Raw genomic sequence first — 24,138 nt, forward strand, 5'->3', positions numbered from 1 at the left:
CAGCGTCAGAGGTGAATAAGGGAAAGCCGCTGGCCGCCGCCGAATACGACCCGACGAGCGGCACGTACGTTGGACCTGACGGGCAGGTCTACACCCAAACCAACCTGGCCCGCAGTGCCACAGAGGAGCAAACATGGCAGACGATGCTGCTGCCCCCGAAGGGGAACTGACCGAGTCGACCGGACAGGATTCGACTCACTCCCCCGAAGGGTCAACGGAATCGCCTAAGAAGACCGACACCACCGACACCACCGAAGGCGAAGAACAGGCCAGCGACAAGGTCACCGACGAGGTCACCGACGAGGTCACCGCTGACGCCGGCGAGTCCGGTGCGGAGTCGGCGTCGCCCGAGGCTGTCGAGGCGGCGTCTGCTGAGGCGGCGTCTGCTGAGGCGGAGTCCCCGGGCGAGGCCGCAGGCACCGCCGATGGCGAGGGGACCGGCCAGGAATCCTCGGGGGACGGTGACGAGGGCGAAGCATCCGCCGAGGCCACCGAAACCGCTGAGGCCACCGAGGCTGCCCCGCGTTCCCCGGTCCGGATGGCGCTGGCCGTCGGCCTGATCGTGGTGCTCGCGCTGGGCGGACTGGCCGGATGGGTGGGCTGGCGGGCGTATCAGTCCTACCAGGCCGAACAGCAGCGGGCACTGTTCCTTCAGGTGGGGCGCCAGGCCGCGATCAACCTGACGACCATCGACTTCGAGCACGCCGACGAGGACGTCAACCGCATCCTGGATTCGGCCACCGACGCCTTCTACGACGATTTCTCCAATCGCAAGGACCCTTTCATCGAGGTCGTCAAGCAGGCGCAGTCCAAGTCGACCGGTGAGGTGACCGCCGCGGGGCTGGTGGAGCCTCAGCAGGGCGACCAGGCCGAGGTGCTCATCGCTGTCACCGTGCACACCTCCAACGCGGGCGCTCCCGAGCAGCCGCCGCGCGCGTGGCGGATGCGGATCTCGGTGAAGCAGGTCGGCGATGACGTCAAGGTCTCCAACGTCGAGTTCGTGCCGTGATGAGCCCGAAACCGAACGAGGAATCCCAGCAGCCCGACACCGACAGCGAACAGGAAGTACCCGCAGTGCCGGCGGAGACCGACGAAACCAAGACCGACCAGACCGAGACCGATCAGACCGAGACCGATCAGACCACCGACGCCGAGGCGGCCGAGCAGAGCACGGACGCCGGCGCGGAAACCCCCAAAGCCGAAGGCGAGACCACCGAAGCCGAAGGCGAGACCACCGAAGCCGAAGGCGAGACCGCTGAGGCCGAAGGCGAGACCGCTGAGGCCGAAGGCGAGACCGCTGAGGCCGAAGGCGAGACCACCGAGGACGGCGAAGGCGGCGAGACCGCCGGGGAGGGCGCCGAGGAGAAGGCCAAGTCTGCGCGCCGCACCGGGCTGTTCGGCAAGGTGGTGGCCTTCGCGCTGCTGCCGGCGCTGGCCCTGCTACTCGGCGGAGCGGCGGCATACCTGAAATGGGAGGACGTCACGGCCCGCGGCGCACAGACGGCCCGCGAGGAGACCGTGCAGGTCGCCAAGGACAGCACCATCAAGATGCTGTCCTACAAGCCCGAAACCGTGGAGCAGGACCTCAACGCCGCCCGCGACCTCCTGACCGGGGACTTCCGCAACGACTACACGCAGCTGGTCCAGGACGTGGTGATCCCCGGCGCCAAGGAGCAGCAGATCTCGGCCGTCGCAACGGTACCCGCGGTGGCGTCGATGTCGGCCGACGCCGACCACGCCGAGGTGCTGGTGTTCGTCAACCAGACGGTCGTCATCGGCGGAGGGGCGCCCACCGCGACCGCATCCAGCGTCAAGGTCAGCCTCGACAAGGTGGGTGACCGCTGGCTGGTCTCGGGTTTCGACCCGATCTGAGCCGATGTTTGGCGAACCGCAATGGCTTGAGGTCGATGCCCCGGCCGCCAAGTTGCGCGCCCTGACCTGGGGACCCCCGGACGCGCCGATGGCGTTGTGCCTGCACGGTTTCCCGGACACCGCCTACGGGTGGCGCAAGCTGGCGCCATACCTCATCGAGGCCGGGTACCGGGTGGTCGCGCCGTTCATGCGTGGCTACGTGCCCTCGGCGCTGCCCGCCGACGGCAGCTACCACGTGGGCGCGTTGATGGACGACGCGCTGCGGGTGCGCGAGGCCGCCGGCCCGTCGGACCGTGACCTGCTGATCGGTCACGACTGGGGTGCGATCGCGGCCGCGGGCATCGCCGCGATGCCGGCCAACCCGTTCCGGTCGACGACGGTGATGTCGGTGCCGCTGTCGGCCGCTCTTCGGGTCGGGGGCAAGGACGCCGAACGGGGCCGGCTGATGGCGCGGATCCCGGCGCAGGTGCTCCGCAGCTGGTACATCCTCTACTTCCAGTTGCCCTACCTACCCGAGCGTTCCGCGCGCTGGATCGTGCCGCTGTTGTGGCGCCGATGGTCGCCGGGGTACCCGGCCGCCGAGGACATCCGCCACGTCGACGCGGCGATCGGCGCACCCGAACGATGGCGGGCCGCCCTGGGCCCCTACCGCGCCCTGGTGCGCCCCACCCGCACGCCCGAGCGCTACGCGGCGCTGCAGGAGTACTGGACCTCGGCGGCCCGGCCCGCCGGCCCGCTGCTCTACCTGCACGGCGAGGCCGACGGCTGCATGACCGCCGACTTCACCCACTGGGTCGAGAAGGTGCTACCGGACGGCAGTCGCACCGCGATCGTCGAACACGCCGGGCATTTCCTGCAGCTCGAGCAGCCGCAGAGGGTCGCCGAACTGGTCGTGGACTTCGCCGGCCGGGAGCGGTGATCGGGGCCGGCGCCAACAGATTGGCCGCCGTCGACGCCCAGACCTTCTGGATGTCGGCGAAGATCCCCAACGACCAGTTTCTGCTCTACGCGTTCGCCGGCCGGCCGGCCGATCCGAGCGAGCTGCTCGCGGGCCTGCGCAGCCGTGCCGAGCGCTGCCCGGAGCTGTGCCTGCGGATCGCCGACGACTGCGCGCTGCGCTACCCGGCGTGGGTCACGGCGCCGGTGCGCGCCGGGCAGTTCGTCTCCCACGTCGGGGCGGCCCGGGAGTGGACCGACTGCCTGGATGCCGTTGCGGCACTGGCCGACGACCAGGTCGACGCCCGCGCCGCGGCCTGGCGGCTGCACCTGTTCGCGCCGGTGACCGGGGCGCCCGGCGCCGACGGTCCGGTGACGGTGGCGGTGCTGCAGATCGCCCACGCGCTCGCCGACGGCACCCGCACCGCCGACCTGGCCGGCTGGTTGTTCGGCCGCGACGCGCCGGTGGCCGCGGTGCCCGGGGCCCGGCGGGGCAGCCTGCTGGTGCGCGGGATCGCCGCCGCACGCGCGCACCGGGCGCTGCAGCGCGATATCGGGGCCGGAGTGCTGCCGTCGCCCCCGCCGCCCAGGCCGGTGCTGGCCACCAACGCCCGCCCGGCCGGGACACGGCGGATCCGCACCCTGGTGCGTCAGCGCAGCGCCCTCGCCGCGACGGGCACCGTCACCGTGGCCGCCCTGGTTGCCATCGGCGCGGCACTCGGCCGTTACCTGCGCTCCCGCGGTGCGGACCCCACGTTGCTGGCGGCCGAGGTGCCGATGCGCAAGCCGGGAAACAGGCTGGCACACAACCACTTCGGCAACGTCGGTGTCGCTCTGCGCCCGGATCTGGCGGCGGCCGCGGCGGCCACGGCGATCACCGCCGAGCTGGCCGCCGCCCGAGCCCGCGCCGAGCACCCGGCCGCCGTCGCCGCCCGGCGTTCGTTCGCCGCCGTCCCGGCGCCACTGCTGCGCTGGGGGGTGCGCCAGTTCGACGCGTCGGCGCGCTCACCGGTGGTCACCGGACACACCGTGGTCTCCAGCGTGTTCCGTGGCGCGGCCGATCTGCGGCTCGACGGGATGCCGGTGCTGTTGACCGCCGGCTATCCGGCGCTCTCGCCGATGATGGGCCTGACCCACGGGGTGCACGGGATCGGCGACACCGTGGCGGTCAGCGTGCACGCCGCCGACTCCGCGATCGACATCGACGAGTACGTCGCCCTGCTCGACCGCGAGCTGCCGCGGTGACCGAATACCGCACACATTGGCCGCGCGTGACAGATGCCCTAAGTTCTGTTGCATGACTGCATACGACTCGGCGCTCGATTTCGGTCTGCTGCTGCTGCGCGTGGTCCTCGGATTGACGATGGCCGCGCACGGCTACAACAAGTTCTTCGGCGGGGGCCGCATCCCCGGCACCGCGGGCTGGTTCGACAGCATCGGCATGAAACCCGGGATGTTCCACGCCCGGGTCGCGGCCTCCACCGAGATGGCCGCGGGCCTCGGGCTGGCCGTCGGCCTGCTGACGCCCGTCCCGGCGGCCGGGTTCGTCGCGCTGATGCTCGTGGCCGCCTGGACCGTGCACCGCGCCAACGGGTTCTTCATCGTCAAGGAGGGCTGGGAGTACAACCTGGTGCTGGCGGCGGCCGCGGTCGCGCTGGCGGCCACCGGGGCCGGGCGCTACAGCCTGGACTACGCGTTGTTCAGCGGCACCGGCTTCTACGACCTGCTGCACGGCTGGTGGGGATTCGTCATCGCGGTGGCGCTGGGCCTGGCCGGTGGCGTCGGTCAGCTGGTGATCTTCTTCCGGCCGCCGGCCAAAGCCTGACGCACCGGCCCTGACGCACCGATCTGACGGGACGGGCCGAACCCGCCCGAACCTCCGCGCGGAACCGCAACCGCAGAACTAGAACACGTTCTAGTGTGTTCGCCATGGGGTTTCTCAAACAGCAGGTACCCGTGATCGACTTCGAGGAATGGAGTAAGGGCACCCGCGCCCAGAAGATCGTTCCGATGGCCCGGCACTGGGCCGAGGTCGGCTTCGGCACCCCGGTGGCGCTGCACCTGTTCTATGTCCTGAAGATCGGGCTCTACGTTCTGGGCGCCTGGCTGGTCGCGCTGAGCACCACCGGGATCGACGGCTTCACCGACGTGGGCTCCTGGTACGCCGAGCCCATCGTGTTCGAGAAGGTCGTGCTCTACACCATGCTGTTCGAGGTGGTCGGGTTCGGCTGCGGATTCGGCCCGCTGAACAACCGGTTCTTCCCGCCCATGGGGTCGATCCTGTACTGGCTGCGTCCGGGCACCATCCGGCTGCCGCCGTGGCCCGGCCGGATACCGCTGACCAGGGGAACCGTGCGCACCCCGGTGGACGCCGCGCTCTACGCCGCGCTGCTGGTGCTGCTGGTGGTCGCGTTGTCCTCCGACGGCACCGGGCCGATCCCGGCGTTGGGCACCGAGGTCGGGGTGCTGCCGGCCTGGCAGATCTGGGCGATCCTGGGTGTGCTGGCGGTGCTCGGTCTGCGCGACAAGGTGATCTTCCTGGCCGCCCGCGGGGAGGTCTACGCCTCGTTCGCCGTGGCCTTCCTGTTCACCGGCGCCGACATCGTCGTCGCCGCGAAGCTGGTGTGCCTGGCGATCTGGCTGGGTGCGGCCACCTCCAAGCTCAACAAGCACTTCCCGTTCGTCATCTCGACGATGATGAGCAACAACCCGATCCTGCGGCCGCGGTTCCTCAAGCGCCGGTTCTTCGAGCACTTCCCCGACGATCTGCGGCCCGGACGGTGGTCGCGGGTCCTGGCGCACTTCTCCACGGCGGTGGAGGGGCTGGTGCCGCTGGTGTTGTTCTTCACCCACGGCGGCTGGCCGACGGCGGTGGCGGCGGGAATCATGCTGATCTTCCACTTCGGCATCCTGTCGGCCATCCCGATGGGAGTGCCCCTGGAGTGGAACGTGTTCATGATGTTCTCGGTGCTGGCGCTGTTCGTCGGGCACGCCGGTGTCGGCCTGTCCGATCTGCAGACGCCGCTGCCGATCCTGCTGTTCGTCGTGCTGGCCGCCACCGTCGCCCTGGGAAACCTGTTCCCGCGCAAGGTGTCCTTCCTGCCCGGTATGCGCTACTACGCCGGCAACTGGGACACCTCGCTGTGGTGTGTCACGCCGTCGGCCGACCGGAAGATCGCCGAGGGTGTCGTTGCGATCGCCAGCATGCCCGCGGCCCAGCTGGAGCGCTTCTACGGCAGCGAGGAGGCCGCCCAGATCCCGCTCTACATGGGGTATGCGTTCCGCTCCTTCAACACCCACGGCCGGGCGCTGTTCACGCTGGCGCACCGGGCGATGGCGGGCCACGACGAGGACGACTACACCCTGACCGACGGGGAGCGCATCGTGTCCACCGCGATCGGCTGGAACTTCGGTGACGGTCACATGTCCAACGAGCAGCTCATCGAGGCACTTCAGCAGCGGTGCCACTTCGAGCCGGGCGAGGTGCGGGTGGTGATCCTCGATGCGCAGCCCATCCACCGGCAGCGGCAGCGCTACCGGCTCGTCGACGCGGCCACCGGCGAGTTCGAGAGCGGGTATGTCCTGGTGGCCGACATGGTCACCCGCCAGCCCTGGGACGACACCGTGCCCGTCCACGTCGAGCACAGTGCCGCAATGGATCCCGGCGCACGGCCGCGCCCCAACCCGTGAGGCCGGTGCGCACCGACGCGGGGCTCCCTCCTCCGGGGCGAGCGCTCACTGAGGTACGCCGACGGGCCCGCCGGCCGTACCTGGTTGCGCGCTCGCGCGGGGGTCAGCGGCCGGGAGAGGCTTTCAGCGCCTCGGCGACCGGGGTGTCGCCGTCGTTGAACTCGATGGTGCGCCCGATGGTGCCGTCGTCGGAGAGTGCCGCGGCGATCACCAGCGCCACGTTCTCCCGCGACACCTCGCCCTTGGCGCCCCCGGGGGAGCCCGCCGCGCCGGCGATGTCGATCCGACCGGTCGCCGGCTCCAGGGTCAGCCGGCTGGGGCCCAGCACCGTCCACTGCAGATCGCTGGCACGTAGGTGCTCGTCGGCGGCGGCCTTGGCCTCGGCGTAGTGGAAGAACGAGTCGGACGGGTCCACCCCGTGCCGTGGGCCGGCGCCGAAGTAGGACACCATGACGAACCGCGGCACCCGGGCCCGGCCGGCGGCGTCGATGACGCGGATCGCGGCGTCGCGGTCGACGGCGTAGGTGCGTGCCGGGTTGCCGCCGCCCGCGCCGGCGGAGAACACCACGGCGTCGTGACCCCCGACGATCTCGGCCAGCGCCGCGGTGTCGAGGGTCTCGATGTCGGCGACGACGGGGCATGCGCCGGTCGCGGCGACCTCGTCGGCGTGGTCGGGGTTGCGGAACACGGAGGTGACCGTCACGCCGCGGTCGGACAGAATGCGGGACAGGGACAGTGCGACCTTGCCGTGCCCGCCGATGAGGACGATCGTGGAGGGGGACATCGGTTCCAGGGTAGGCCTGCGGGGTGGGCCCGTCGGAGGCCGTGCTAAGAACAACTGATCAACCAACTGATTAGTTGAGAGGAGAGGTCGATGGCTGAAGCCGTGATTGTCGAGGCGGTGCGGTCACCCGTCGGAAAGCGCAACGGCGGACTGTCGGGGGTGCATCCGGCCGAGCTGTCGGCCCAGGTGCTCAACGCCCTGGTCGGACGGGCCGGGGTGGACCCCGGGCTGGTCGACGACGTCATCTGGGGATGCGTCATGCAGGCCGGTGAGCAGGCCCTCGACATCGCCCGCACCGCGCTGCTCACCGCCGACTGGCCCGAGACCGTGCCCGGGGTGACCGTGGACCGCCAGTGCGGCTCCAGCCAGCAGTCGGTGAACTTCGCCGCGGCCGGCGTGATCGCCGGGCACTACGACGTCGTGGTGGCCGGCGGTGTCGAGTCGATGTCGCGCACACCGATGGGCTCCTCGCTGGCCAACGGCGGCAACCCGTATCCGCCGGCGTTCAAGGCCCGCTACGACAGGACCCCCAACCAGGGCATCGGCGCGGAGATGATGGCCACCAAGTGGGAGCTGTCGCGCACCGCACTCGACGAGTTCTCCCTGGCCTCACACGAGAAGGCCGCCGCCGCACAGGATTCCGGCGCCTTCGAGGATCAGATCGCGGCCATCACCGACCAGGACGGCAACCCCGTGCTCAAGGACGAGGGCATCCGTCGCGGTGGCACGGTGGAGTCCATGGCCGGGCTCAAGCCGGCGTTCAAGGAGGACGGCGTGATCCACGCCGGCAACTCCTCGCAGATCTCCGACGGCTCGGCGGCGCTGCTGTTCATGTCGGCGGAGAAGGCGAACTCGTTGGGACTCAAGCCGATCGCCCGCGTGCACACCGCCACGCTGGCCGGTGCCGATCCGGTGATGATGCTTTCGGCCCCCATTCCGGCCACCCAGAAGGCCCTGGCCAAGTCCGGTCTGAGCCTCGACGACATCGGGGTGTTCGAGGTCAACGAGGCCTTCGCCCCCGTGCCGATGGCCTGGCTCAAGGAGATCGGCGCCGACGAGAAGAAGCTCAACCCCAACGGCGGGGCCATCGCGCTGGGTCACCCGCTCGGCGGTTCCGGGGCCCGGATCATGACCACGCTGCTTTATCACATGCGTGACAAGGGGATTCAGTACGGTCTGCAGACCATGTGCGAGGGCGGTGGCCAGGCCAACGCGACCATCCTCGAACTGCTGTGACGACGGCCGACCCGTCGGCCGGGCCCGCCGCTCTCACCGAGCGGCGGGCCAACGTCCTGATCATCACGATCAACCGGCCCGAGGCCCGCAACGCGGTCAACGCCGCGGTGTCCACGGCGCTGGGTGACGCGCTGCAGCAGGCGCAGGACGACCCCGAGGTGCGTGCCGTGGTACTCACCGGGGCCGGCGACCGGTCCTTTTGTGCCGGTGCCGATCTCAAGGCCATCGCCCGGCGCGAGAACCTCTTCCACCCGGAGCACCCGGAGTGGGGGTTCGCCGGCTATGTGCGCCACTTCATCGACAAGCCGACGATCGCGGCGGTCAACGGCACGGCGCTGGGCGGCGGCACCGAACTGGCACTGGCCAGCGATCTCGTCGTCGCCGAGGAACGTGCCCAGTTCGGGCTGCCGGAGGTCAAGCGCGGGCTGCTCGCCGCGGCCGGCGGGGTGTTCCGCATCGTCGACCAGCTGCCCCGCAAGGTCGGTCTGGAGCTGATGCTCACCGGCGAACCGATGACCGCGGCCGACGCGCTGCGTTGGGGGCTGATCAACCGGGTGGTCGCCGACGGCACGGTCCTCGGCGAGGCCCTGGAGCTGGCCGAGGTCATCACCGCCAACGCCCCGCTGGCGGTGCAGGCCAGCAAGCGGGTCGCCTACGGGGCCGACGGCGGCGTGGTGCCCGGCGACGATCCGGGCTGGGACCGCACCAACCGGGAGATCGTGGCGCTGCTGCGTTCCGAGGACGCCAAGGAGGGGCCGCGGGCCTTCGCCGAGAAGCGTCAGCCGGTCTGGCGGGCGCGGTAGGCGGGCACGGTAGGCCCCGTCTACCCGGTGGCCGCTTCGGTCGGGGTGGCCTGCGGGGCCTCGGCCTCGCCGGGGGTGGTCGCGGTGACCGGCGGCGTCGAGGTCTCCTCGGGAGCAGCCTCGGCGGGAGCGGTCTCGGTGGTCTCCGAGGTGGTCTCCGAGGTGGTCTCGGTCGGCGACGTGGTCGTCGTCGCGTCGCCCGGCAGCGCGTCGGCGGGGTTGAGCACCGTGTCGATCATGTAGATCTTGGCGCCGCGGGCGGTGATGCCGCCGCACACGACCTTGGCCACGTCGTCGACCTTGATGTCGCCGCCCTTGCCGGTGACGGTGAGCTGAGCGCCCTGCTGCGAGGTCAGCTTGCCGTGGATGTCGTCGGGGCCCAGATAGCCCAGCGCCATGTGGTAGTACAGCACGTCGGTCAGCTCGGCGGCGTTGCTCTTCAGTGCCGCCAGCTCGGCGGGCTCCAGCTTGGCGAACGCGGCGTCAGTGGGGGCGAACACGTTGTAGGGGCCGCCGTCGAGCACGCCGACCAGGTTCACCTCCGGGTTGAGCTGCCCGGACAGCGCGGCGCTGAAGGTGCTCAGATCGGGGTTGCTGGCGATGGCCGCCGACGCGGTCTGCTGGGCCATCCCCTTGAAGGAACCCGCCCCCGAGGGCACCTGCTCCTTGTAGGCGTCACAGCCGGGGCCCTGCGGATCGGGCACATCGGCCACCGGGACCGGCAGGGGGGTCGGATCGTCGGCGTAGGCGTTGATCGCCGTGGGAATGGAGAGGGCGATCGCGGCCACCGCCGCGGCGGCCCCTAGGGTCTTCGTGCGGATCGTCACATCGGCTCCTCTCGCCTCGTTCTCGTCGGGCCGTCGTCGGCCGTCACCCGCAAAATGCGTCATCCGGTCGGCGAGACGCCGCACGTCGAACGGGTCAAGCCATCGCAAATCGTACGGGGGAGCTGCTCCGGCTTTCAAAAACCCCTGATCAGGGCGTCCCCGTGCGCGACGATTCCGGGTGATTCGCGCGGTGCCGCGCCGCAACGTGCCCCGGCGGCTCTACGATGACGGCCATGCCTGAGCCACTGCTGCTATCCGTGCAGGGGCGCGGCCCCCAACTGCATCCCGACGCGTGGGTGGCGCCCAATGCCAGTCTCATCGGTCCCATCAGCCTCGGCGCCAAGGCCAGTGTGTGGTACTCGGCGACACTGCGGGCCGAGGCCGAGCCCATCGAGATCGGCGCCGGATCCAACATCCAGGACGGCTGCACCGTGCACTGCGACCCGGGCTTCCCCGTCGCCGTCGGGACCGACGTCACCGTCGGGCACAACGCGGTGCTGCACGGGTGCACCATCGGCGACGGCGTCCTCATCGGGATGGGCGCCGTGGTGCTCAACGGCGCACGCATCGGGGCGGGCTCGCTGGTCGCGGCCGGTGCGGTGGTGCCGCAGGGGATGGACGTGCCGCCGCGCTCCCTGGTCGCCGGGGTCCCGGGCCGGATCCGTCGCGAGCTCCTCGACGACGAGGTCACCGGGAACCGGCACAACGCCGTCGTGTACCAGCACCTCATCGACGTCCACCGCAACGCTGTGTCGTAGAGCACATTTGGCGACCGCACCCGAGCCAAATCCCGCCCCCGCGGGTAACCCCCTACGGTGAAACCGAAGCGCATCCTGGTCACCGGGGCCACCGGCTATGTCGGCTCGAGGCTGGTCACGGCCCTGCTGGCCCGCGGACACGACGTCGTCGTCACGAGCCGCAACCCGGAGAAACTCGCCCGATTCGGCTGGTTCGACGCGGTGCGTCCCGTCGCACTGGACGTCAACGACCCGGACTCGGCGCCCGCGGCGTTCGCCACGGCCGGCCGCATCGACGTCGTGTACTACCTGGTGCACGGGATCGGTGAGCCGGGCTTCCGGGACCGCGACAACGCCGCGGCGGCCGACCTGGCGGCCGCGGCCCGCGACGCCGGGGTGGCGCGCATCGTCTACCTCGGCGGATTCGTGCCCGCCGAGCCGGACCTCTCCGAGCACCTGGCCGGTCGGGCCGAGGTCGCCGGGGCGCTGCGCGTCGAGGGCGGCCCCGAGGTGGTCTGGCTGGGCGCGGCGATGATCATCGGCGCGGGCTCGACGTCGTTCGAGATGCTGCGCTACGTCGGGGACCGGTTTCCGCTGGTACCCAAGCCGCGCTGGGCCGCCAACGCGATGGACCCCATCTCCATCCGCGACGTCCTCTACTACCTGGTCGCCGCCGCGGACCCCGACGCCGTGCCGGCCGGCTCCTACGACATCACCGGGCCCGAAACCACCACCTACGGCGACCTGCTGACCCGCTACGCGCGCCTGGCGGGGCGGTGGCAGACCGGCCTGCCCGTCCGCGGCGTCGACACCTCGGTGTTCTCCCGGCTCAGCGCCGTGATGCTGCCCGTGCCCGGCGGGCTCGCCGCCGACCTGGTGTCCTCCCTGGACCACCCGATGCGGGCCTCCGACCGCCGGCTGCGCGATCTGGTGCCCGATCCGCCCGGCGGCCTCACCACCCTCGACGAGGCGATCACGGCCTCGTTGTGCGACGAGCGTCCGGCCCCGGTGCACCTGCTCACCGATGCGCACCACCTCGCCGACACCGATGCGACGTGGGCCGGCGGGGACGTGCTGCGGATCCAGCGGGTGGCCGACTCGCTGGTGCCCGCGGCGGCCGGCCCGGCGTTGCGGATGTTCTCCCTGCTGCCCAAGCCGGTCGCCGGGGTGGTGCGCACCGGCCTGGACGCCGCCGTGTCGCTGTTGCCGAGGGTGCACGGCCCGTGACCGAGCCGACCGGCCTGCGCGACGAGGTCGTCGCGGTGCTCACCAACGTCGCGGCCCATCGCCCGGAGCCGCGCCCGGTGGTGCGCCGCCGCCGGGTGACGGTGGCGGTCGTCCTGGTGCTGGGGGCGGTTCTGCTCGGGGTGTCGCTCACCCGCTCACCGGGCGATCCCAGCTTCTACTGGCTCACCTTCGCCCTGGCCGCGGTGTGGGCCCTCGGCGCGTTCGTCTCGGGCCCGCTGCACCTGGGCAGCATCGACTGGCGGGGCCGGCGCCTGCGGCCCGTGGTCTCCGGTGCCCTGATCGGACTGGCGCTGGGGCTGGTGTTCGTGGTGGGTGGGCTGATCGTGCGGGAGATCGACCCGCTGGTCGAGCCCGTCACCCGGGTCCTGGTGTTCGCCACCCAGGGCAGCCTGCCGTTGGTGGTGGTGATCACCCTGGTCAACGGTGTCGCCGAGGAGTTGTTCTTCCGTGGGGCCCTCTACAGCGCGCTGCAGGACCATCACCCGGCGCTGATCTCGACGCTGCTGTACGTCGTGACGACCACCGCCACCGGCAACCCGATGCTGGGGTTCGCCGCGATCATCCTCGGCACGGTGTGCGCCCTGGAGCGCCGGGCCACCGGCGGCGTGCTGGCACCGGTGCTGACCCACCTGGTGTGGGGGCTGATCATGGTGCTGGTGCTGCCGCCGGTGTTCGGCGTCTAGGGTGCCCCGACGCGTGCGGCTACCGCAGTGGATGGGCGATCTCGTCGCGCGGCATCCGCGCGGCCAGTACCGCGATCCCCGCCAGCGCCACCGGAACCACGCCGGCGACGGTGAAGATCGCCTGGATGGACACCACCTTGGACAACGGCCCGGCGATCGCCATCGACACCGGCAGGAACACCAGTGAGACAAAGAAATCCAGGCTGGAGATGCGCCCCAGCATGGCCGGCGGCACCCGGCGCTGCAGCAGCGTTCCCCAGATGACCGAAGCGGCGCCGTCGGTCACGCCGACGGCGAAGCCGGCGACGAGCATCAGCACGAACGAGTGCGTCCAGCCGATCACCACCAGGGGCAGCGCGCCGGCGCCCCACATCACCAGCATCACCGTCAGGTAGCGGCGCGGCAGCCGTCCCGACGACACCGCCAGTGCGCCGATCGCTCCGCCGAAACCGAAGGCCGCCAGCACGAACCCGAAGACCCGGGCGCCGTGGTCGAAGCGCGCCGCGGTGAGGAAGGACAACAGCACCTCCATCGGCCCCAGCAGCACCAGCACGAACAGGCTGGCGAACAGCAGCGTCCACAGCAGCCACGGCGTACGCACCATGAACAGGAAACCGTCGCGCAGGTCGGCCAACGGATGCGGCCGGTGCGGGGGTGCGTCGTCGGCGGGACCGCGGACTCCGCGGGTGGCCACCAGCAGGACCAGCGCCACGGCGAAGAGCCCGGCCACCGTCACCGTCCCCAGCGTCGGGATGGTGAGGCCGACGAGCATGCCGGCAGCGGCCGGGCCGGTGGCCCGTTGCAGCACCGGGCGCATCACACCCTCGACTCCGTTGGCGGCCAACAGATGTCCGGCGGGCAGGATACGCGGAAGGTAGGCGCTGTAGGCCGGGAAGAAGAACGCCGCGGCGATCCCCAGCACGGTCGCGGCCACCGCCACGTGCCAGACCTGCAGGCGGTCGGTCAGCCCCAGCAGGGCCACCGACGCGACGGCCGCGACGTTCACCGCCTCCACCGCCAGGATGATGCCCCGCTGCCCGAGCCGGTCGGCGGTGATGCCGCCCACCAGGACGAACGCCACCAGGCCGACACTCAGGCAGGTCGCCACCAGCGACAGCGCCGCGGGGTCGTTGTTCAGACTGATCACCTGCAGGGCCATCGTGACCGTCCACATGCCCTCGGCGAAGACGGAGACGGCCACCGCGGTGATCAGCAGCCGGTACTCGCGGAACCGGAACGGGGCGAGCACGCGCCAGCCGGCGGCGCGGTCGTCCTCCGCGTCCGGCTGCCCGTCGAGATGCGTGTGCATACCCACGATGGTCGCCGGGCTGGCACGTTGGCGTCCAACGATTTTCAGCCGCGTCGCCGGGCGGTGTGGGCGGGCGGGCTCAGGTGTCGCCGAAGGTGGGGGTGCGTCGCTCCTGGAACGCCCGAATGCCCTCGCGGAAGTCGTTGGCCGACAACAGGTCGGTCTGCCCCTCGGTCTCGCGCGCCAACGCGGCCTCGAACTCGGTGAGGGTGGCCGCGTTGACGGCACGCTTGGTGTTGGTCAGCGAGCGCACCGGTCCCGCGGTGAGGCCGCCGAGCACGGCGGCGACCTCGGCGTCGAAGCGCTCGGCCGGATACACCGCGCTCACCAGGCCCCAGTCCAGGGCCTCGGCGGCCGAGACACGTTCGGCCAGCAGTGCCATCCGCATGGCGCGGGCACGGCCGACCGCCGCGGCCACCAGGGCCGAGGCCCCGCCGTCGGGCATCAGGCCGATCTTGGTGAACGCCAACATGAAGAACGCCTTGTCCGAGGCCAGCACCAGATCGCAGGCCAGCGCCAGCGACACCCCGACGCCGGCGGCCGGGCCGTGCACGGCGGCCACCACCGGCCGCGGCAGGGCGACGATCGCCCGCACCGCGCGGTTGGCCGCGTGCAGGGTGTCGACCGGATCGGCGGCCCCGCCCGCGGCGCCGGCCCCGATGCCGGCCCCGGAACTGAAGCCGCGGCCGGCGCCGCCGAGTCGCACCACCCGCACCCGCGGATCCGTGGCCGCGCGCTCCAGCACGTCGGCCAGGCCCGTCAGCATCGGGGCGGTCAGCGAGTTCAGGCTCTCCGGTCGGTTCAGGGTCACCGTGAGCAGCCCGTCGGACAGGTCGACCAGCAGCCCGTCGGTCAGCCCTGCGGGCGAGGCATCGCCGCCGGTCGAGTCGGGGGTCTCCGATGTGCTCATGGCAGACACCATAGAAAAGCCCGCACCGCGCTAACCGACCCCACCCTCCGGTTGGTTGGCGCGAGTTGAGAGGATTTGATCACATCGCAGGCTCACAGGAGAGGTAGGCAACCATGCCCGGACCGCTGCAGGGACTACGCGTCGTCGAGTTGGCCGGTATCGGCCCGGGTCCGCACGCGGCGATGATCCTGGGTGACCTCGGCGCCGACGTCGTGCGCGTGGAGCGCCCGGCCAAGAGCGCCAACCCGGTCCGGGACGCGATGCTGCGCAACCGCCGTTCGGTGGCCGCCGACCTCAAGTCCGAGGAGGGCCGCGACCTGGTGCTCCGGCTGATCGCCAAGGCCGACGTGCTGATCGAGGGGTTCCGCCCCGGGGTGACCGAACGCCTGGGGCTGGGGCCCGAGGACTGCGCCAGGGTCAACGAGCGGCTCATCTACGGGCGCATGACCGGCTGGGGTCAGGACGGGCCGCGGGCGCTGCAGGCCGGCCACGACATCAACTACATCTCGCTGAACGGCGTGCTGCACGCGATCGGGCGCAAGGGGGAGCGGCCGGTACCCCCGCTGAACCTGGCCGGCGACTTCGGCGGCGGCTCGATGTTCCTCCTGGTGGGCATCCTCTCCGCGCTCTACGAGCGGCAGACCTCCGGGCGGGGTCAGGTCGTCGACGCGGCGATGGTCGACGGGTCCAGCGTGCTGATGCAGATGATGTGGGCGTTTCGGGCCAGCGGTATGTGGTCGGACGAGCGCGGGGTCAACATGCTCGACACCGGCGCCCCCTACTACGACACCTACGAGTGCGCCGACGGCCGCTACGTGGCGGTGGGCCCCATCGAGCCGCAGTTCTACGCCGCCATGCTGGACGGGCTCGGCCTGGATCCCGCCGAGCTGCCCGACCAGAACGACAGGGCCGCCTGGCCCGAACTCAAGCGGGTGTTCGCCGACGCGTTCGCCGAGCACGACCGGGACCACTGGGCGCGGGTGTTCGCCACCTCCGATGCCTGCGTGACGCCGGTGCTCGCGTTCGGCGAGGTGCTCGACGAGCCGCACATCGCCGAGCGCGACACCTTCTACGACGCGGGCACCGACGGCCTGCAGCCGCGCCCGGCGCCGCGGTTCTCCCGGAGCGCGCCCGACACCCCGACACCCCCGCGGGTGCCCGGTTCCGACACCGAGGCGGTCCTGCGGGACTGGGCATAGCCGGGGTACACCCCACCGGTATAGTTCCCGACCAACCAGTAGGTAGAGCGAGAGGATAATCGGCACGTGGAGATCAAGGACGCGGTAGCGGTCGTCACCGGCGGTGCATCGGGCCTGGGCCTGGCGACCACCAAACGGCTGCTCGACCGGGGCGCGTCGGTCGTGGTGATCGACCTCAAGGGCAAGGACGTCGTCGACGAACTGGGTGCTCGCGCCAAGTTCGCCGAGGCCAACGTCACCGATCCGGAGTCGGTCGCGGCCGCACTCGACCTCGCCGAGGAGATGGGGCCGCTGCGCATCAACGTCAACTGCGCCGGTATCGGCAACGCCATCAAGACGCTGTCGAAGAACGGCGCGTTCCCGCTCGACGAGTTCAACAAGGTGGTCCAGGTCAACCTGATCGGCACGTTCAACGTGTTGCGCCTGGCCGCCGAGCGGATCGCCAAGACCGACGCGCTCGACGACGGAAAGGGCTCCGCGGAGCGCGGCGTCATCGTCAACACCGCCTCGGTGGCCGCCTTCGACGGTCAGATCGGCCAGGCCGCCTACTCGGCCTCCAAGGGCGGCGTGGTGGGCATGACCCTGCCGATCGCCCGGGATCTGTCCCGGGACCTGATCCGTGTCTGCACCATCGCCCCGGGCCTGTTCAAGACCCCGCTGCTGGGCTCCCTGCCCGAGGAGGCGCAGAAGTCCCTGGGCCAGCAGGTGCCCCACCCCGCGCGCCTGGGCGATCCCGATGAGTACGGTGCACTTGCGGTGCACATCGTCGAGAACCCGATGCTCAACGGCGAAGTGATCCGCTTGGACGGCGCGATCCGGATGGCGCCCCGGTAGAGGCGGGCGAGAAAGGCTGTAACCAATGGCATTGAGCACCAAGTTCACCGAGGTCTTCGGGGTCGAGCATCCGATCGCCCAGGGCGGCATGCAGTGGGTCGGGCGCGCGGAGTTGGTGGCCGCGGTCGCCAACGCCGGCGGTCTGGGATTCATCACCGCGCTGACCCAGCCCACCCCGGCGGATCTGGCCAACGAGATCGCCAAGACCCGGGATCTGACCGACAAGCCGTTCGGGGTGAACCTGACCATCCTGCCGACGATCAACCCGCCGCCCTACGACGAGTACCGCCAGGTGATCGTCGACGCCGGCATCAAGATCGTCGAGACCGCCGGCTCCAACCCGGCACCGCACCTGCCGATGTTCCACGACAACGGCATCAAGGTGCTGCACAAGTGCACCTCGGTGCGCCATGCCGTGAAGGCCCAGAGCCTGGGGGTCGACGGCATCAGCATCGACGGCTTCGAGTGCGCCGGTCACCCCGGGGAGGACGACATCCCGGGCCTGGTGCTCATCCCGGCCGCCGCGACCAAGATCGAGATCCCGATGATCGCCTCCGGCGGGTTCGCCGACGGGCGGGGCCTGGCGGCGGCCCTGGCGCTGGGCGCCGACGGCATCAACATGGGCACGCGGTTCATGTGCACCGTCGAGTCCTGTATCCACCAGAACGTCAAGGAGGCGATCGTCGCCGGTGACGAGCGCGGCACCGAGCTGATCTTCCGCAGCCTGCACAACACCGCCCGGGTGGCCTCCAACGTGGTCTCGCGGGAGGTGGTCGACATTCTGGCCAAGGGCGGCCAGTTCGAGGATGTCAAGGATCTTGTCGCCGGGGTGCGTGGCCGCAAGGTGTTCGACGAGGGCGACATCGACGCCGGCATCTGGACCGTGGGTACCGCGATGGGGCTCATCGACGACATCCCCACCGTCGGCGATCTCATCTCCCGGATCGTCGGCGACGCCGAGGAGGTCATCACCGGCCGGCTCGCCGACATGGTCGTCGAGGCTGGGGTCGAGGGCGCCGAATCGGTGGCCTGACCGCCCGCGCGACGAACGGTCGGACAGCAAGAAGGCCCGCCGGATGGCGGGCCTTCTTCGTGCAGATGTGGCTTGTGCAGATGTGGCTAGTAGGTGGCCGCGCGATCAGGCGACCGGACAACGAACGACGGGGTAAGACGACGGGCGACGGCCGGCGAAACGCGGCGAACCCGATGGTGGGAACCCGACCGGCGCCAAGCCGGGGCATGGGCCCGAGAGCGGTCGGACCCGGGTTCCTCAGCGCACGTCGCGCACGCTTCTCGCCATGGGCGTCTCACCGTGGGCGCGCGACCCTCACGGGGTGCGCGCCCGGCCGGCGATACCGGCCGGCTCAGCTGGCGAGCAGGCCGTCTTCGAGCTGCTCCGAGGTGTCACCCTCCACGAGTACGTCCCCGTGGTAGAGCGCGTCGAAGTCAACCTTGATGACATCAGCGTTGGTGTCGTCGATCCACATGGGACTGAGCCTATGAGTCGCGATTAAGGATTCTTTGAGTCACGATTCGGAAAATGGTGGCAATATTACTGCCGGGTAGAGTTACCGGTGGGTCGGCACCATCCGCGGTGGTCAGCCACCCGGCGCGGTCAGATGAAACGGGTTCGTTCCGTTGAGGAAGACCCAGGTCGCGACCGCCGCCGCGATGGCGATGACGAACAACGTCACCGACACCGGTCGCGGCCAGTCGGCGCGGGCCCACAGCCTCTGGTCGAGCGAATGGGCGCCCGCACCGGTGAACATCAGCGCCACCGCGCCCAGCGCGAGCACGAACGGCAGGTTGAACGGGTCCGACCAGACCGCCGAGCCCGACACCATCACCGCCCAGGCGTCGAACATCGCGGCGGCCACCGCACAGGCGGCCAGCGGTGTGAGCAGGCCCAGCAGCAGGCCGATCCCACCCACCGTCTCGGTCACGGTCACCATCGCGGTCGCGACGGTCGGCAGTCGCCATCCGCCGGCCTCCATCGACGCGGCCGTGCTCTCGAAGGCCAGTGCCTTGCGCATCCCGGCCTGCAGAATGGTCGCCCCGACGCCGACGCGCAGGGCCAGCAGGCCGAAGCCGGCGCCGGAGGTGGTGTCACCCAACACGGGATTCCTCGTGGGTTGGGACCCGGGGTCCATGACGGACATCGCCTCAGCCTAGGGGTGGGCCCGCAGCGCTGCGCGGCAAGCGTCACGGCGGCAGGGGCGCGGCGGGGGCGACAGGGGTGCGGTGAGGTAGGCCTTGACCCCGCTAACTTAGCGCCGATAAGTTGGCGCCGGGTCGTGGGTTGAGGGGGTCGGATCACTCGTGCTGCACCGGATCGCGATGCTCGCCATCGGTGCGCCCCGGCGGGTGCTCGCGGCGGCCGCGCTGGTGGCCGTCGCCGCGGCGGTGTTCGGCATTCCCGTGGCCAAGAGCCTCTCGGCGGGCGGCTATCTGGACCCCACCGCCAGCTCCGCGCACGCCACCCGTCTGCTCACCGAGAAGTTCGGCCGCGCCGAGATGCAGCTGATCATCACCGTGACCGCGCCGGGCGGCGCCGGCGGACCCGCGGCCCGCAGCGCCGGCACCGACATCGTCACGGCGCTCGAAGACTCGCCGGAGGTCGTCGACGTGGCGTCGCCGTGGACCTCGCCGCCGCAGGCGGCGGCCGAGCTGCGCAGCGCCGACGGTCGGACCGCGATGATCGTCGCCGGTATCGCCGGCGGGGAGAACGACGCCCAGAAACACGCCGAGACCCTCCAGCACACCATCGACACCGAGGTGCTGCCCCGCCATCCCGACGCCCGGGTGCTGCTGGGCGGGTCGGCGATGGTGTACGCGCAGATCAACCAGCAGAACGAACGTGATCTGCTGCTGATGGAATCCATCGCCATCCCGCTGAGCTTCCTGGTGCTGGTGTGGGTGTTCGGCGGGCTGGTTGCCGCCGCGCTGCCGATCGTCGTCGGGGCGCTGGCCATCGTCGGCGCGATGTCGGTGCTGCGGTTCGTCACCCTGTTCACCGACGTCTCGATCTTCGCGTTGAACCTGTCGACGGCGATGGGGCTGGCCCTGGCGATCGACTACACGCTGCTGATCGTCAGCCGGTACCGCGACGAGGTCGCCGGTGGCGCCGAGCGCGGCGACGCCCTGGTCCGCACCATGACCACCGCGGGGCGCACCGTCATCTTCTCGGCCGTGACGGTGGCGCTGTCGATGTCGGCGATGGTGCTGTTCCCGATGTACTTCCTCAAATCGTTCGCCTACGCCGGGATCGCGACCGTCGCGTTCGCCGCCCTGGCCGCCATCATCGTGGCCCCCGCGGCGATCGCGCTCTTCGGTGCGCGCCTCGACGCCCTCGACCTGCGACGGCTGGGCCGCCGCGCGCTGCACCGTCCCGAGCCGACACCCAAGCCGGTCGAGCAGCTGTTCTGGTACCGCTCCACGCGGTGGGTGATGCGCCACGCGGTTCCGGTCGGTCTCGCCGGGGTGACGCTGCTGCTGGTGCTCGGTGCCCCGTTCCTCGGGGTCAAGTGGGGTTTCCCCGACGATCGGGTGCTCCCGGAGAGCGCCTCGTCGCGCCAGGTCGGCGACGAGTTGCGCACCGACTTCGCCTCCAATACCGACGCCGAGATCACCGCGGTGGTCCCGGACGCGACCGGGCTGTCCCCGGCCGATCTGGAGAGCTACGCCGCCGATGTCTCGCGGGTCGCCGATGTCGGCGCCGTCACCGCGCCGACGGGCACCTTCGTGGCGGGGCGGCGGGTCGGCCCGCCGGCGGCGGCCACCGGATTCCGGGACGGCAGCGCGTTTCTCACCGTCGAAAGCACCGCACCGTTGTTCTCCGACGCCTCGGACGAACAGCTGCGCGCCGTCCGGCAGGTACCGGGCCCGGGGGGCCGCGCCGTCGAGCTGACCGGCACCGCCGAGGCCAACCGGCAGAGCGTGGAGGCCATCACCTCGCGGCTGCCGCTGGTGCTGGGACTGATCGCCGGGATCACCTTCGTGCTGCTCTACCTGCTCACCGGCAGCGTGATCCTGCCGCTGAAGGCCCTGGTGCTCAACATGCTTTCGCTGTCCGCCGCCTTCGGTGCGCTGGTGTGGATCTTCCAGGACGGGCATCTGGGTGCGCTGGGAACCACACCGACGGGCACGCTGGTGGCCACCATCCCGGTGTTGTTGTTCTGTATCGCGTTCGGCCTGTCGATGGACTACGAGGTGTTCCTGCTGGCGCGGATCCGGGAGTTCTGGCTCGACAGCGACCGCACCCGGGCCGCCAACGACGAGAGCGTGGCCCTCGGCCTGGCCCGCACCGGCCGGGTGATCACCGCCGCCGCCCTGATCATGTCGATCTCGTTCGCCGCGCTGATCGCCGCGCAGGTCTCCTTCATGCGGATGTTCGGCCTCGGCCTGACTCTGGCCGTGCTCGTCGACGCGACGTTGGTGCGGATGATGCTGGTGCCGGCGTTCATGCGCCTGTTCGGCCGGTGGAACTGGTGGGCGCCCGCGCCGCTGGCCCGGCTGCACGACCGCATCGGCATCAGCGAGTCCGGCCCGCAGGTGACCGGGCCCGCGCCGCGCCACGCCGCGCCCGAACCGGTGCCCCCCGACCAGGTGCCCGGGGCGGGGCCGTGACCGCGGAGGGCGGTCCCCGCCGTCGCCGCGCCGCGCGGGGCCACGGTGACGAGCTGCGCGACGAGATCCTGCGCGCGGCCACCGATCTGCTGCTGGAGAGCGGCAACGCCACGGCGATGTCGATCAGGTCCGTGGCCGAGCGGGTCGGGGTGACCCCGCCGTCGATCTATCTGCACTTCGCGGACAAGGACGCACTGCTGGACGCGGTGTGTTCGAGTTACTTCGAGGCCCTGCACGAACACATCCGCGGCGCCGCCGTCGGCCAGCCGACCACGCTCGACGTCCTGCGCGCCCAGGGGCGGGCCTACGTCCGCTTCGCCCTGGACAATCCCGGGCTGTACCGGATCGCCGCGATGGGCGAGGGCCGGCCGGGCAGCGACGTCGACGAGGCGCTGGCCAACGCGGCGTTCGTGCACATGCGCCAGGCGGTGGCGACCCTGATGGACGAAGGGGTTTACGCCCCGGGAGACCCCACCGTGGTTACCCTGGAACTCTGGGCGGCGGCACACGGGGTGGCCGCGCTGTTGATCTCGAAGCCCTACCTGCCCTTCGGCGACGTCGAGTCGTTCACCGACCGGGTGCTGCGCGCGGCGTGCGTGGGCCAGATCGTGACCGGCTCGGCGGCCTCCGATGCGACGCCGTCGCAGCTGCTGGGTTGGTTGTCCGACCGGAAAGGAATGCCGTCTTGACCGCACCCGCCATGGATCATCCGTTCTTCGCCCGCCTGTGGATCACGATGTCCGCGCACGAGACCGAGGCCATGACCCGGCTGCGCCGGGAGAACCTCGCCGGGCTGACCGGCCGCGTGCTGGAGGTGGGCGCCGGGACCGGAACCAATTTCGCCTTCTACCCCGACACGGTGACCGAGGTGGTCGCCGTGGAGCCGGAACGCCGCCTCGCCGAGCACGCCCGGACCGCGGCCTCCACCGCCCCGGTCGCGGTCGAGGTGCACGAGCACCCCGCCGAGGCGATGGAGGAGGCGGGACCGTTCGACGCGGTGGTGTGCTCACTGGTGCTGTGCTCGATCGACGACGCCGAAACCGTTCTGCGCCAGCTCTATTCCATGCTGCGTCCGGGCGGGGAGCTGCGCTTCCTGGAACATGTGGCCAGCTCCGGGTTCCGGGGCCGGCTGCAGCAGACCGCCGATGCGACGTTCTGGCCCCGGCTGTTCGGCAACTGCCACACCCACCGCGACACCGAGCACGCGATCAAGAATGCGGGTTTCGAGATGGTCACCGACCGCCACCAGTGGACGCTGCCGCGGTGGGCGCCGCTGCCGGTCTCGGAGTTCGCGCTGGGGCGCGCGGTCAGGCCCGTTTAGCCCTGGCCTGCCTGAGCAGTTCGGGCAGCTGCGGCAGTAGCGCCGGCAGCGCGCTGCTGGCGCTCTGCCGCACGCACAGGGTCACCCGGTCGGACAGCGGGGTGGGTTCGGGATTGACCTCGACCACCGGGACGCCGCGGGACAGCGCCAGCTCCGGCAGCCCGGCCGCCGGGTAGACGATCGCCGAGGTGCCCACCACGATCATCAGGTCGGCCGACACCACCGCCTCGACCGAGGCGTCCCAGGGCCCGTCGGGCAGCTGCTCACCGAACCACACGATGTCCGGGCGGATCAGCCCCCCGCAACCGCACTGCGGCGGGTCGACCTCCAGGCTGGGTTCGGGCATGGCGGCCAGCGGTCCGGTGTAGCCGGAATCGCAGGCGTCGCAGCGGAACTCGAACAGGCTGCCGTGCAGGTGGTGAACCTTGGTGCTGCCGGCGCGCTCGTGCAGGTCATCGACGTTCTGGGTGACGACGGTGACGTCGGCGTAGTCCTGCCAGGCGGCCACCGCCCGGTGCCCGTCGTTGGGCGCGACCTCACGCACCAGATGGTGGCGCCACAGATACCAGGCCCAGACCCGTTCGGGGTTGCTGTGCCAGCCCTGCGTGGAGGACAGCTCGTAGGGGTCGAAGCGGGCCCACAGCCCGTTCTTGTCGTCCCGGAACGTGGGCACGCCGCTCTCCGCGGAGATGCCCGCCCCACTGAGTACAGCGATACGCATCACACCAAAATAGCTGCCCTGGGGGATACTGGATCGTGTGGAACTGGGGGAGTGGGTAAGTCTTGACGCGCGAGCAGCAAGGCCGCTGTTCGAGCAACTGAGGACACAGATCATCACCGGGGTGCGGGAGGGCCGGCTGCCCCCGGGAGCGCGACTGCCGACGGTGCGGGAACTGGCCGCTCAACTGGGGCTGGCCGTCAACACCGTCGCGCGGGCCTACCGGGAATTGGAGACGGCCGGGATCCTGGAGACCCGGGGGCGGTTCGGCAGCTTCGTGGCGCGCGCCGACCCGGCCGACGCGGCGATGGCCGCCGCCGCCAATGCGTTCGCCGAGTCGGCCCGCGCCCTGGGGATCGAGAAGTCCGAGGCGCTGCGCTATCTCGACGTCGCGTTCGGCTGACC

At 71.0% G+C, this 24,138-nt stretch carries 25 protein-coding genes; 18 read left to right on the forward strand and 7 right to left on the reverse strand.

Features of this window, described 5'->3' with window-relative positions; translation table 11 throughout:
• Positions 1-133 precede the first annotated feature (133 nt).
• From CSR00_RS18840 to CSR00_RS18865, 6 genes are all read left to right on the forward strand, one after another.
• Complete coding sequence (locus CSR00_RS18840; protein WP_099023953.1) at positions 134-1,009, forward strand: Rv1363c family protein; 876 nt, start codon at positions 134-136, stop codon at positions 1,007-1,009.
• A complete protein-coding gene (locus tag CSR00_RS18845) occupies positions 1,009-1,872 on the forward strand; it encodes an Rv1363c family protein (RefSeq protein ID WP_328514736.1) in 864 nt (287 codons plus the stop codon). Before CSR00_RS18840 ends, CSR00_RS18845 begins: the two co-directional genes overlap by 1 nt.
• 4 nt (positions 1,873-1,876) lie before the next feature.
• Complete coding sequence (locus tag CSR00_RS18850) at positions 1,877-2,791, forward strand: alpha/beta fold hydrolase (RefSeq protein WP_099023954.1); 915 nt, start codon at positions 1,877-1,879, stop codon at positions 2,789-2,791.
• 50 nt (positions 2,792-2,841) lie between these two features.
• Complete coding sequence (locus CSR00_RS18855; protein ID WP_099023989.1) at positions 2,842-4,053, forward strand: WS/DGAT/MGAT family O-acyltransferase; 1,212 nt, start codon at positions 2,842-2,844, stop codon at positions 4,051-4,053.
• A 52-nt stretch (positions 4,054-4,105) separates the two neighbouring features.
• The gene (locus CSR00_RS18860; protein WP_099023955.1) at positions 4,106-4,633 is read left to right on the forward strand and encodes a DoxX family protein; all 528 of its coding nucleotides are present in this window, start codon (positions 4,106-4,108) and stop codon (positions 4,631-4,633) included.
• A gap of 104 nt (positions 4,634-4,737) precedes the next feature.
• Positions 4,738-6,498, forward strand: a complete 1,761-nt coding sequence (locus CSR00_RS18865) for a DUF3556 domain-containing protein (protein ID WP_099023990.1) — start codon at positions 4,738-4,740, stop codon at positions 6,496-6,498.
• A 103-nt stretch (positions 6,499-6,601) separates the two neighbouring features.
• Here CSR00_RS18865 and CSR00_RS18870 read toward each other — a convergent pair whose 3' ends face one another.
• Positions 6,602-7,282 (reverse strand): SDR family oxidoreductase, encoded by a 681-nt coding sequence (locus CSR00_RS18870; protein WP_099023956.1) that lies wholly within the window; start codon positions 7,280-7,282, stop codon positions 6,602-6,604.
• 90 nt (positions 7,283-7,372) lie between these two features.
• On the opposite strand from CSR00_RS18870, the gene CSR00_RS18875 reads away from it, so the two are divergent.
• Positions 7,373-8,518, forward strand: a complete 1,146-nt coding sequence (locus tag CSR00_RS18875; protein ID WP_099023957.1) for a thiolase family protein — start codon at positions 7,373-7,375, stop codon at positions 8,516-8,518.
• Complete coding sequence (locus CSR00_RS18880) at positions 8,515-9,321, forward strand: crotonase/enoyl-CoA hydratase family protein (protein WP_099023958.1); 807 nt, start codon at positions 8,515-8,517, stop codon at positions 9,319-9,321. Before CSR00_RS18875 ends, CSR00_RS18880 begins: the two co-directional genes overlap by 4 nt.
• A gap of 20 nt (positions 9,322-9,341) precedes the next feature.
• Here the strand turns inward: CSR00_RS18880 and CSR00_RS18885 are convergent, their stop codons facing one another.
• Positions 9,342-10,148 (reverse strand): fasciclin domain-containing protein, encoded by an 807-nt coding sequence (locus CSR00_RS18885; RefSeq protein WP_099023959.1) that lies wholly within the window; start codon positions 10,146-10,148, stop codon positions 9,342-9,344.
• 233 nt (positions 10,149-10,381) lie between these two features.
• Between CSR00_RS18885 and CSR00_RS18890 the strand changes: the two genes are divergently transcribed.
• Genes CSR00_RS18890 through CSR00_RS18900 form a run of 3 tightly spaced genes read left to right on the forward strand, consistent with a single transcriptional unit; the run spans position 10,382 to position 12,816 of the window.
• The gene (locus tag CSR00_RS18890) at positions 10,382-10,906 is read left to right on the forward strand and encodes a gamma carbonic anhydrase family protein (protein WP_099023960.1); all 525 of its coding nucleotides are present in this window, start codon (positions 10,382-10,384) and stop codon (positions 10,904-10,906) included.
• Between the two features lie 57 nt (positions 10,907-10,963).
• Positions 10,964-12,112 (forward strand): NAD(P)H-binding protein, encoded by a 1,149-nt coding sequence (locus CSR00_RS18895; protein ID WP_099023961.1) that lies wholly within the window; start codon positions 10,964-10,966, stop codon positions 12,110-12,112.
• The gene (locus CSR00_RS18900) at positions 12,109-12,816 is read left to right on the forward strand and encodes a CPBP family intramembrane glutamic endopeptidase (protein ID WP_176562143.1); all 708 of its coding nucleotides are present in this window, start codon (positions 12,109-12,111) and stop codon (positions 12,814-12,816) included. The genes CSR00_RS18895 and CSR00_RS18900 overlap by 4 nt, the downstream gene beginning before the upstream one ends.
• 19 nt (positions 12,817-12,835) lie before the next feature.
• Here the strand turns inward: CSR00_RS18900 and tet(V) are convergent, their stop codons facing one another.
• On the reverse strand, positions 12,836-14,125 hold the full coding sequence (gene tet(V), locus CSR00_RS18905) for a tetracycline efflux MFS transporter Tet(V) (RefSeq protein ID WP_099023962.1): 1,290 nt from the start codon (positions 14,123-14,125) through the stop codon (positions 12,836-12,838).
• Between the two features lie 79 nt (positions 14,126-14,204).
• Positions 14,205-15,035 carry an enoyl-CoA hydratase gene (locus tag CSR00_RS18910; protein ID WP_099023963.1) on the reverse strand — a complete coding sequence of 277 codons (831 nt, stop codon included), beginning with the start codon at positions 15,033-15,035 and terminating at the stop codon, positions 14,205-14,207.
• Between the two features lie 113 nt (positions 15,036-15,148).
• Between CSR00_RS18910 and CSR00_RS18915 the strand changes: the two genes are divergently transcribed.
• From CSR00_RS18915 to CSR00_RS18925, 3 genes are all read left to right on the forward strand, one after another.
• Complete coding sequence (locus CSR00_RS18915) at positions 15,149-16,234, forward strand: CaiB/BaiF CoA transferase family protein (protein WP_099023964.1); 1,086 nt, start codon at positions 15,149-15,151, stop codon at positions 16,232-16,234.
• A gap of 66 nt (positions 16,235-16,300) precedes the next feature.
• Positions 16,301-17,068: a 3-hydroxyacyl-CoA dehydrogenase gene (locus CSR00_RS18920; protein ID WP_099023965.1), complete on the forward strand. Its 768-nt coding sequence runs from the start codon at positions 16,301-16,303 to the stop codon at positions 17,066-17,068.
• Positions 17,069-17,093: 25 nt separating this feature from the next.
• Complete coding sequence (locus tag CSR00_RS18925; protein WP_099023966.1) at positions 17,094-18,101, forward strand: NAD(P)H-dependent flavin oxidoreductase; 1,008 nt, start codon at positions 17,094-17,096, stop codon at positions 18,099-18,101.
• Between the two features lie 331 nt (positions 18,102-18,432).
• Here CSR00_RS18925 and CSR00_RS31575 read toward each other — a convergent pair whose 3' ends face one another.
• Positions 18,433-18,555, reverse strand: coding sequence for a hypothetical protein (locus CSR00_RS31575; RefSeq protein ID WP_099023967.1), 123 nt, complete (start codon positions 18,553-18,555; stop codon positions 18,433-18,435).
• A 111-nt stretch (positions 18,556-18,666) separates the two neighbouring features.
• Positions 18,667-19,227, reverse strand: coding sequence for a DoxX family protein (locus tag CSR00_RS18935; RefSeq protein WP_245906249.1), 561 nt, complete (start codon positions 19,225-19,227; stop codon positions 18,667-18,669).
• Positions 19,228-19,387: 160 nt separating this feature from the next.
• On the opposite strand from CSR00_RS18935, the gene CSR00_RS18940 reads away from it, so the two are divergent.
• Genes CSR00_RS18940 through CSR00_RS18950 form a run of 3 tightly spaced genes read left to right on the forward strand, consistent with a single transcriptional unit; the run spans position 19,388 to position 23,015 of the window.
• Positions 19,388-21,694: an MMPL family transporter gene (locus CSR00_RS18940; RefSeq protein WP_099023969.1), complete on the forward strand. Its 2,307-nt coding sequence runs from the start codon at positions 19,388-19,390 to the stop codon at positions 21,692-21,694.
• Positions 21,691-22,383 (forward strand): TetR/AcrR family transcriptional regulator, encoded by a 693-nt coding sequence (locus tag CSR00_RS18945; RefSeq protein ID WP_099023970.1) that lies wholly within the window; start codon positions 21,691-21,693, stop codon positions 22,381-22,383. The genes CSR00_RS18940 and CSR00_RS18945 overlap by 4 nt, the downstream gene beginning before the upstream one ends.
• On the forward strand, positions 22,380-23,015 hold the full coding sequence (locus tag CSR00_RS18950; protein WP_245906251.1) for a class I SAM-dependent methyltransferase: 636 nt from the start codon (positions 22,380-22,382) through the stop codon (positions 23,013-23,015). Before CSR00_RS18945 ends, CSR00_RS18950 begins: the two co-directional genes overlap by 4 nt.
• Here CSR00_RS18950 and CSR00_RS18955 read toward each other — a convergent pair.
• Positions 23,002-23,736 (reverse strand): SIR2 family NAD-dependent protein deacylase, encoded by a 735-nt coding sequence (locus tag CSR00_RS18955; RefSeq protein WP_099023972.1) that lies wholly within the window; start codon positions 23,734-23,736, stop codon positions 23,002-23,004. The genes CSR00_RS18950 and CSR00_RS18955 overlap by 14 nt on opposite strands.
• A 37-nt stretch (positions 23,737-23,773) precedes the next feature.
• Between CSR00_RS18955 and CSR00_RS18960 the strand changes: the two genes are divergently transcribed.
• The gene (locus CSR00_RS18960) at positions 23,774-24,136 is read left to right on the forward strand and encodes an Rv1152 family transcriptional regulator (protein WP_099023973.1); all 363 of its coding nucleotides are present in this window, start codon (positions 23,774-23,776) and stop codon (positions 24,134-24,136) included.
• Positions 24,137-24,138: the final 2 nt, after the last annotated feature.

It is taken from the genome of Mycolicibacterium palauense (assembly GCF_002592005.1).
In the GTDB taxonomy this organism is placed as follows: domain Bacteria; phylum Actinomycetota; class Actinomycetes; order Mycobacteriales; family Mycobacteriaceae; genus Mycobacterium; species Mycobacterium palauense.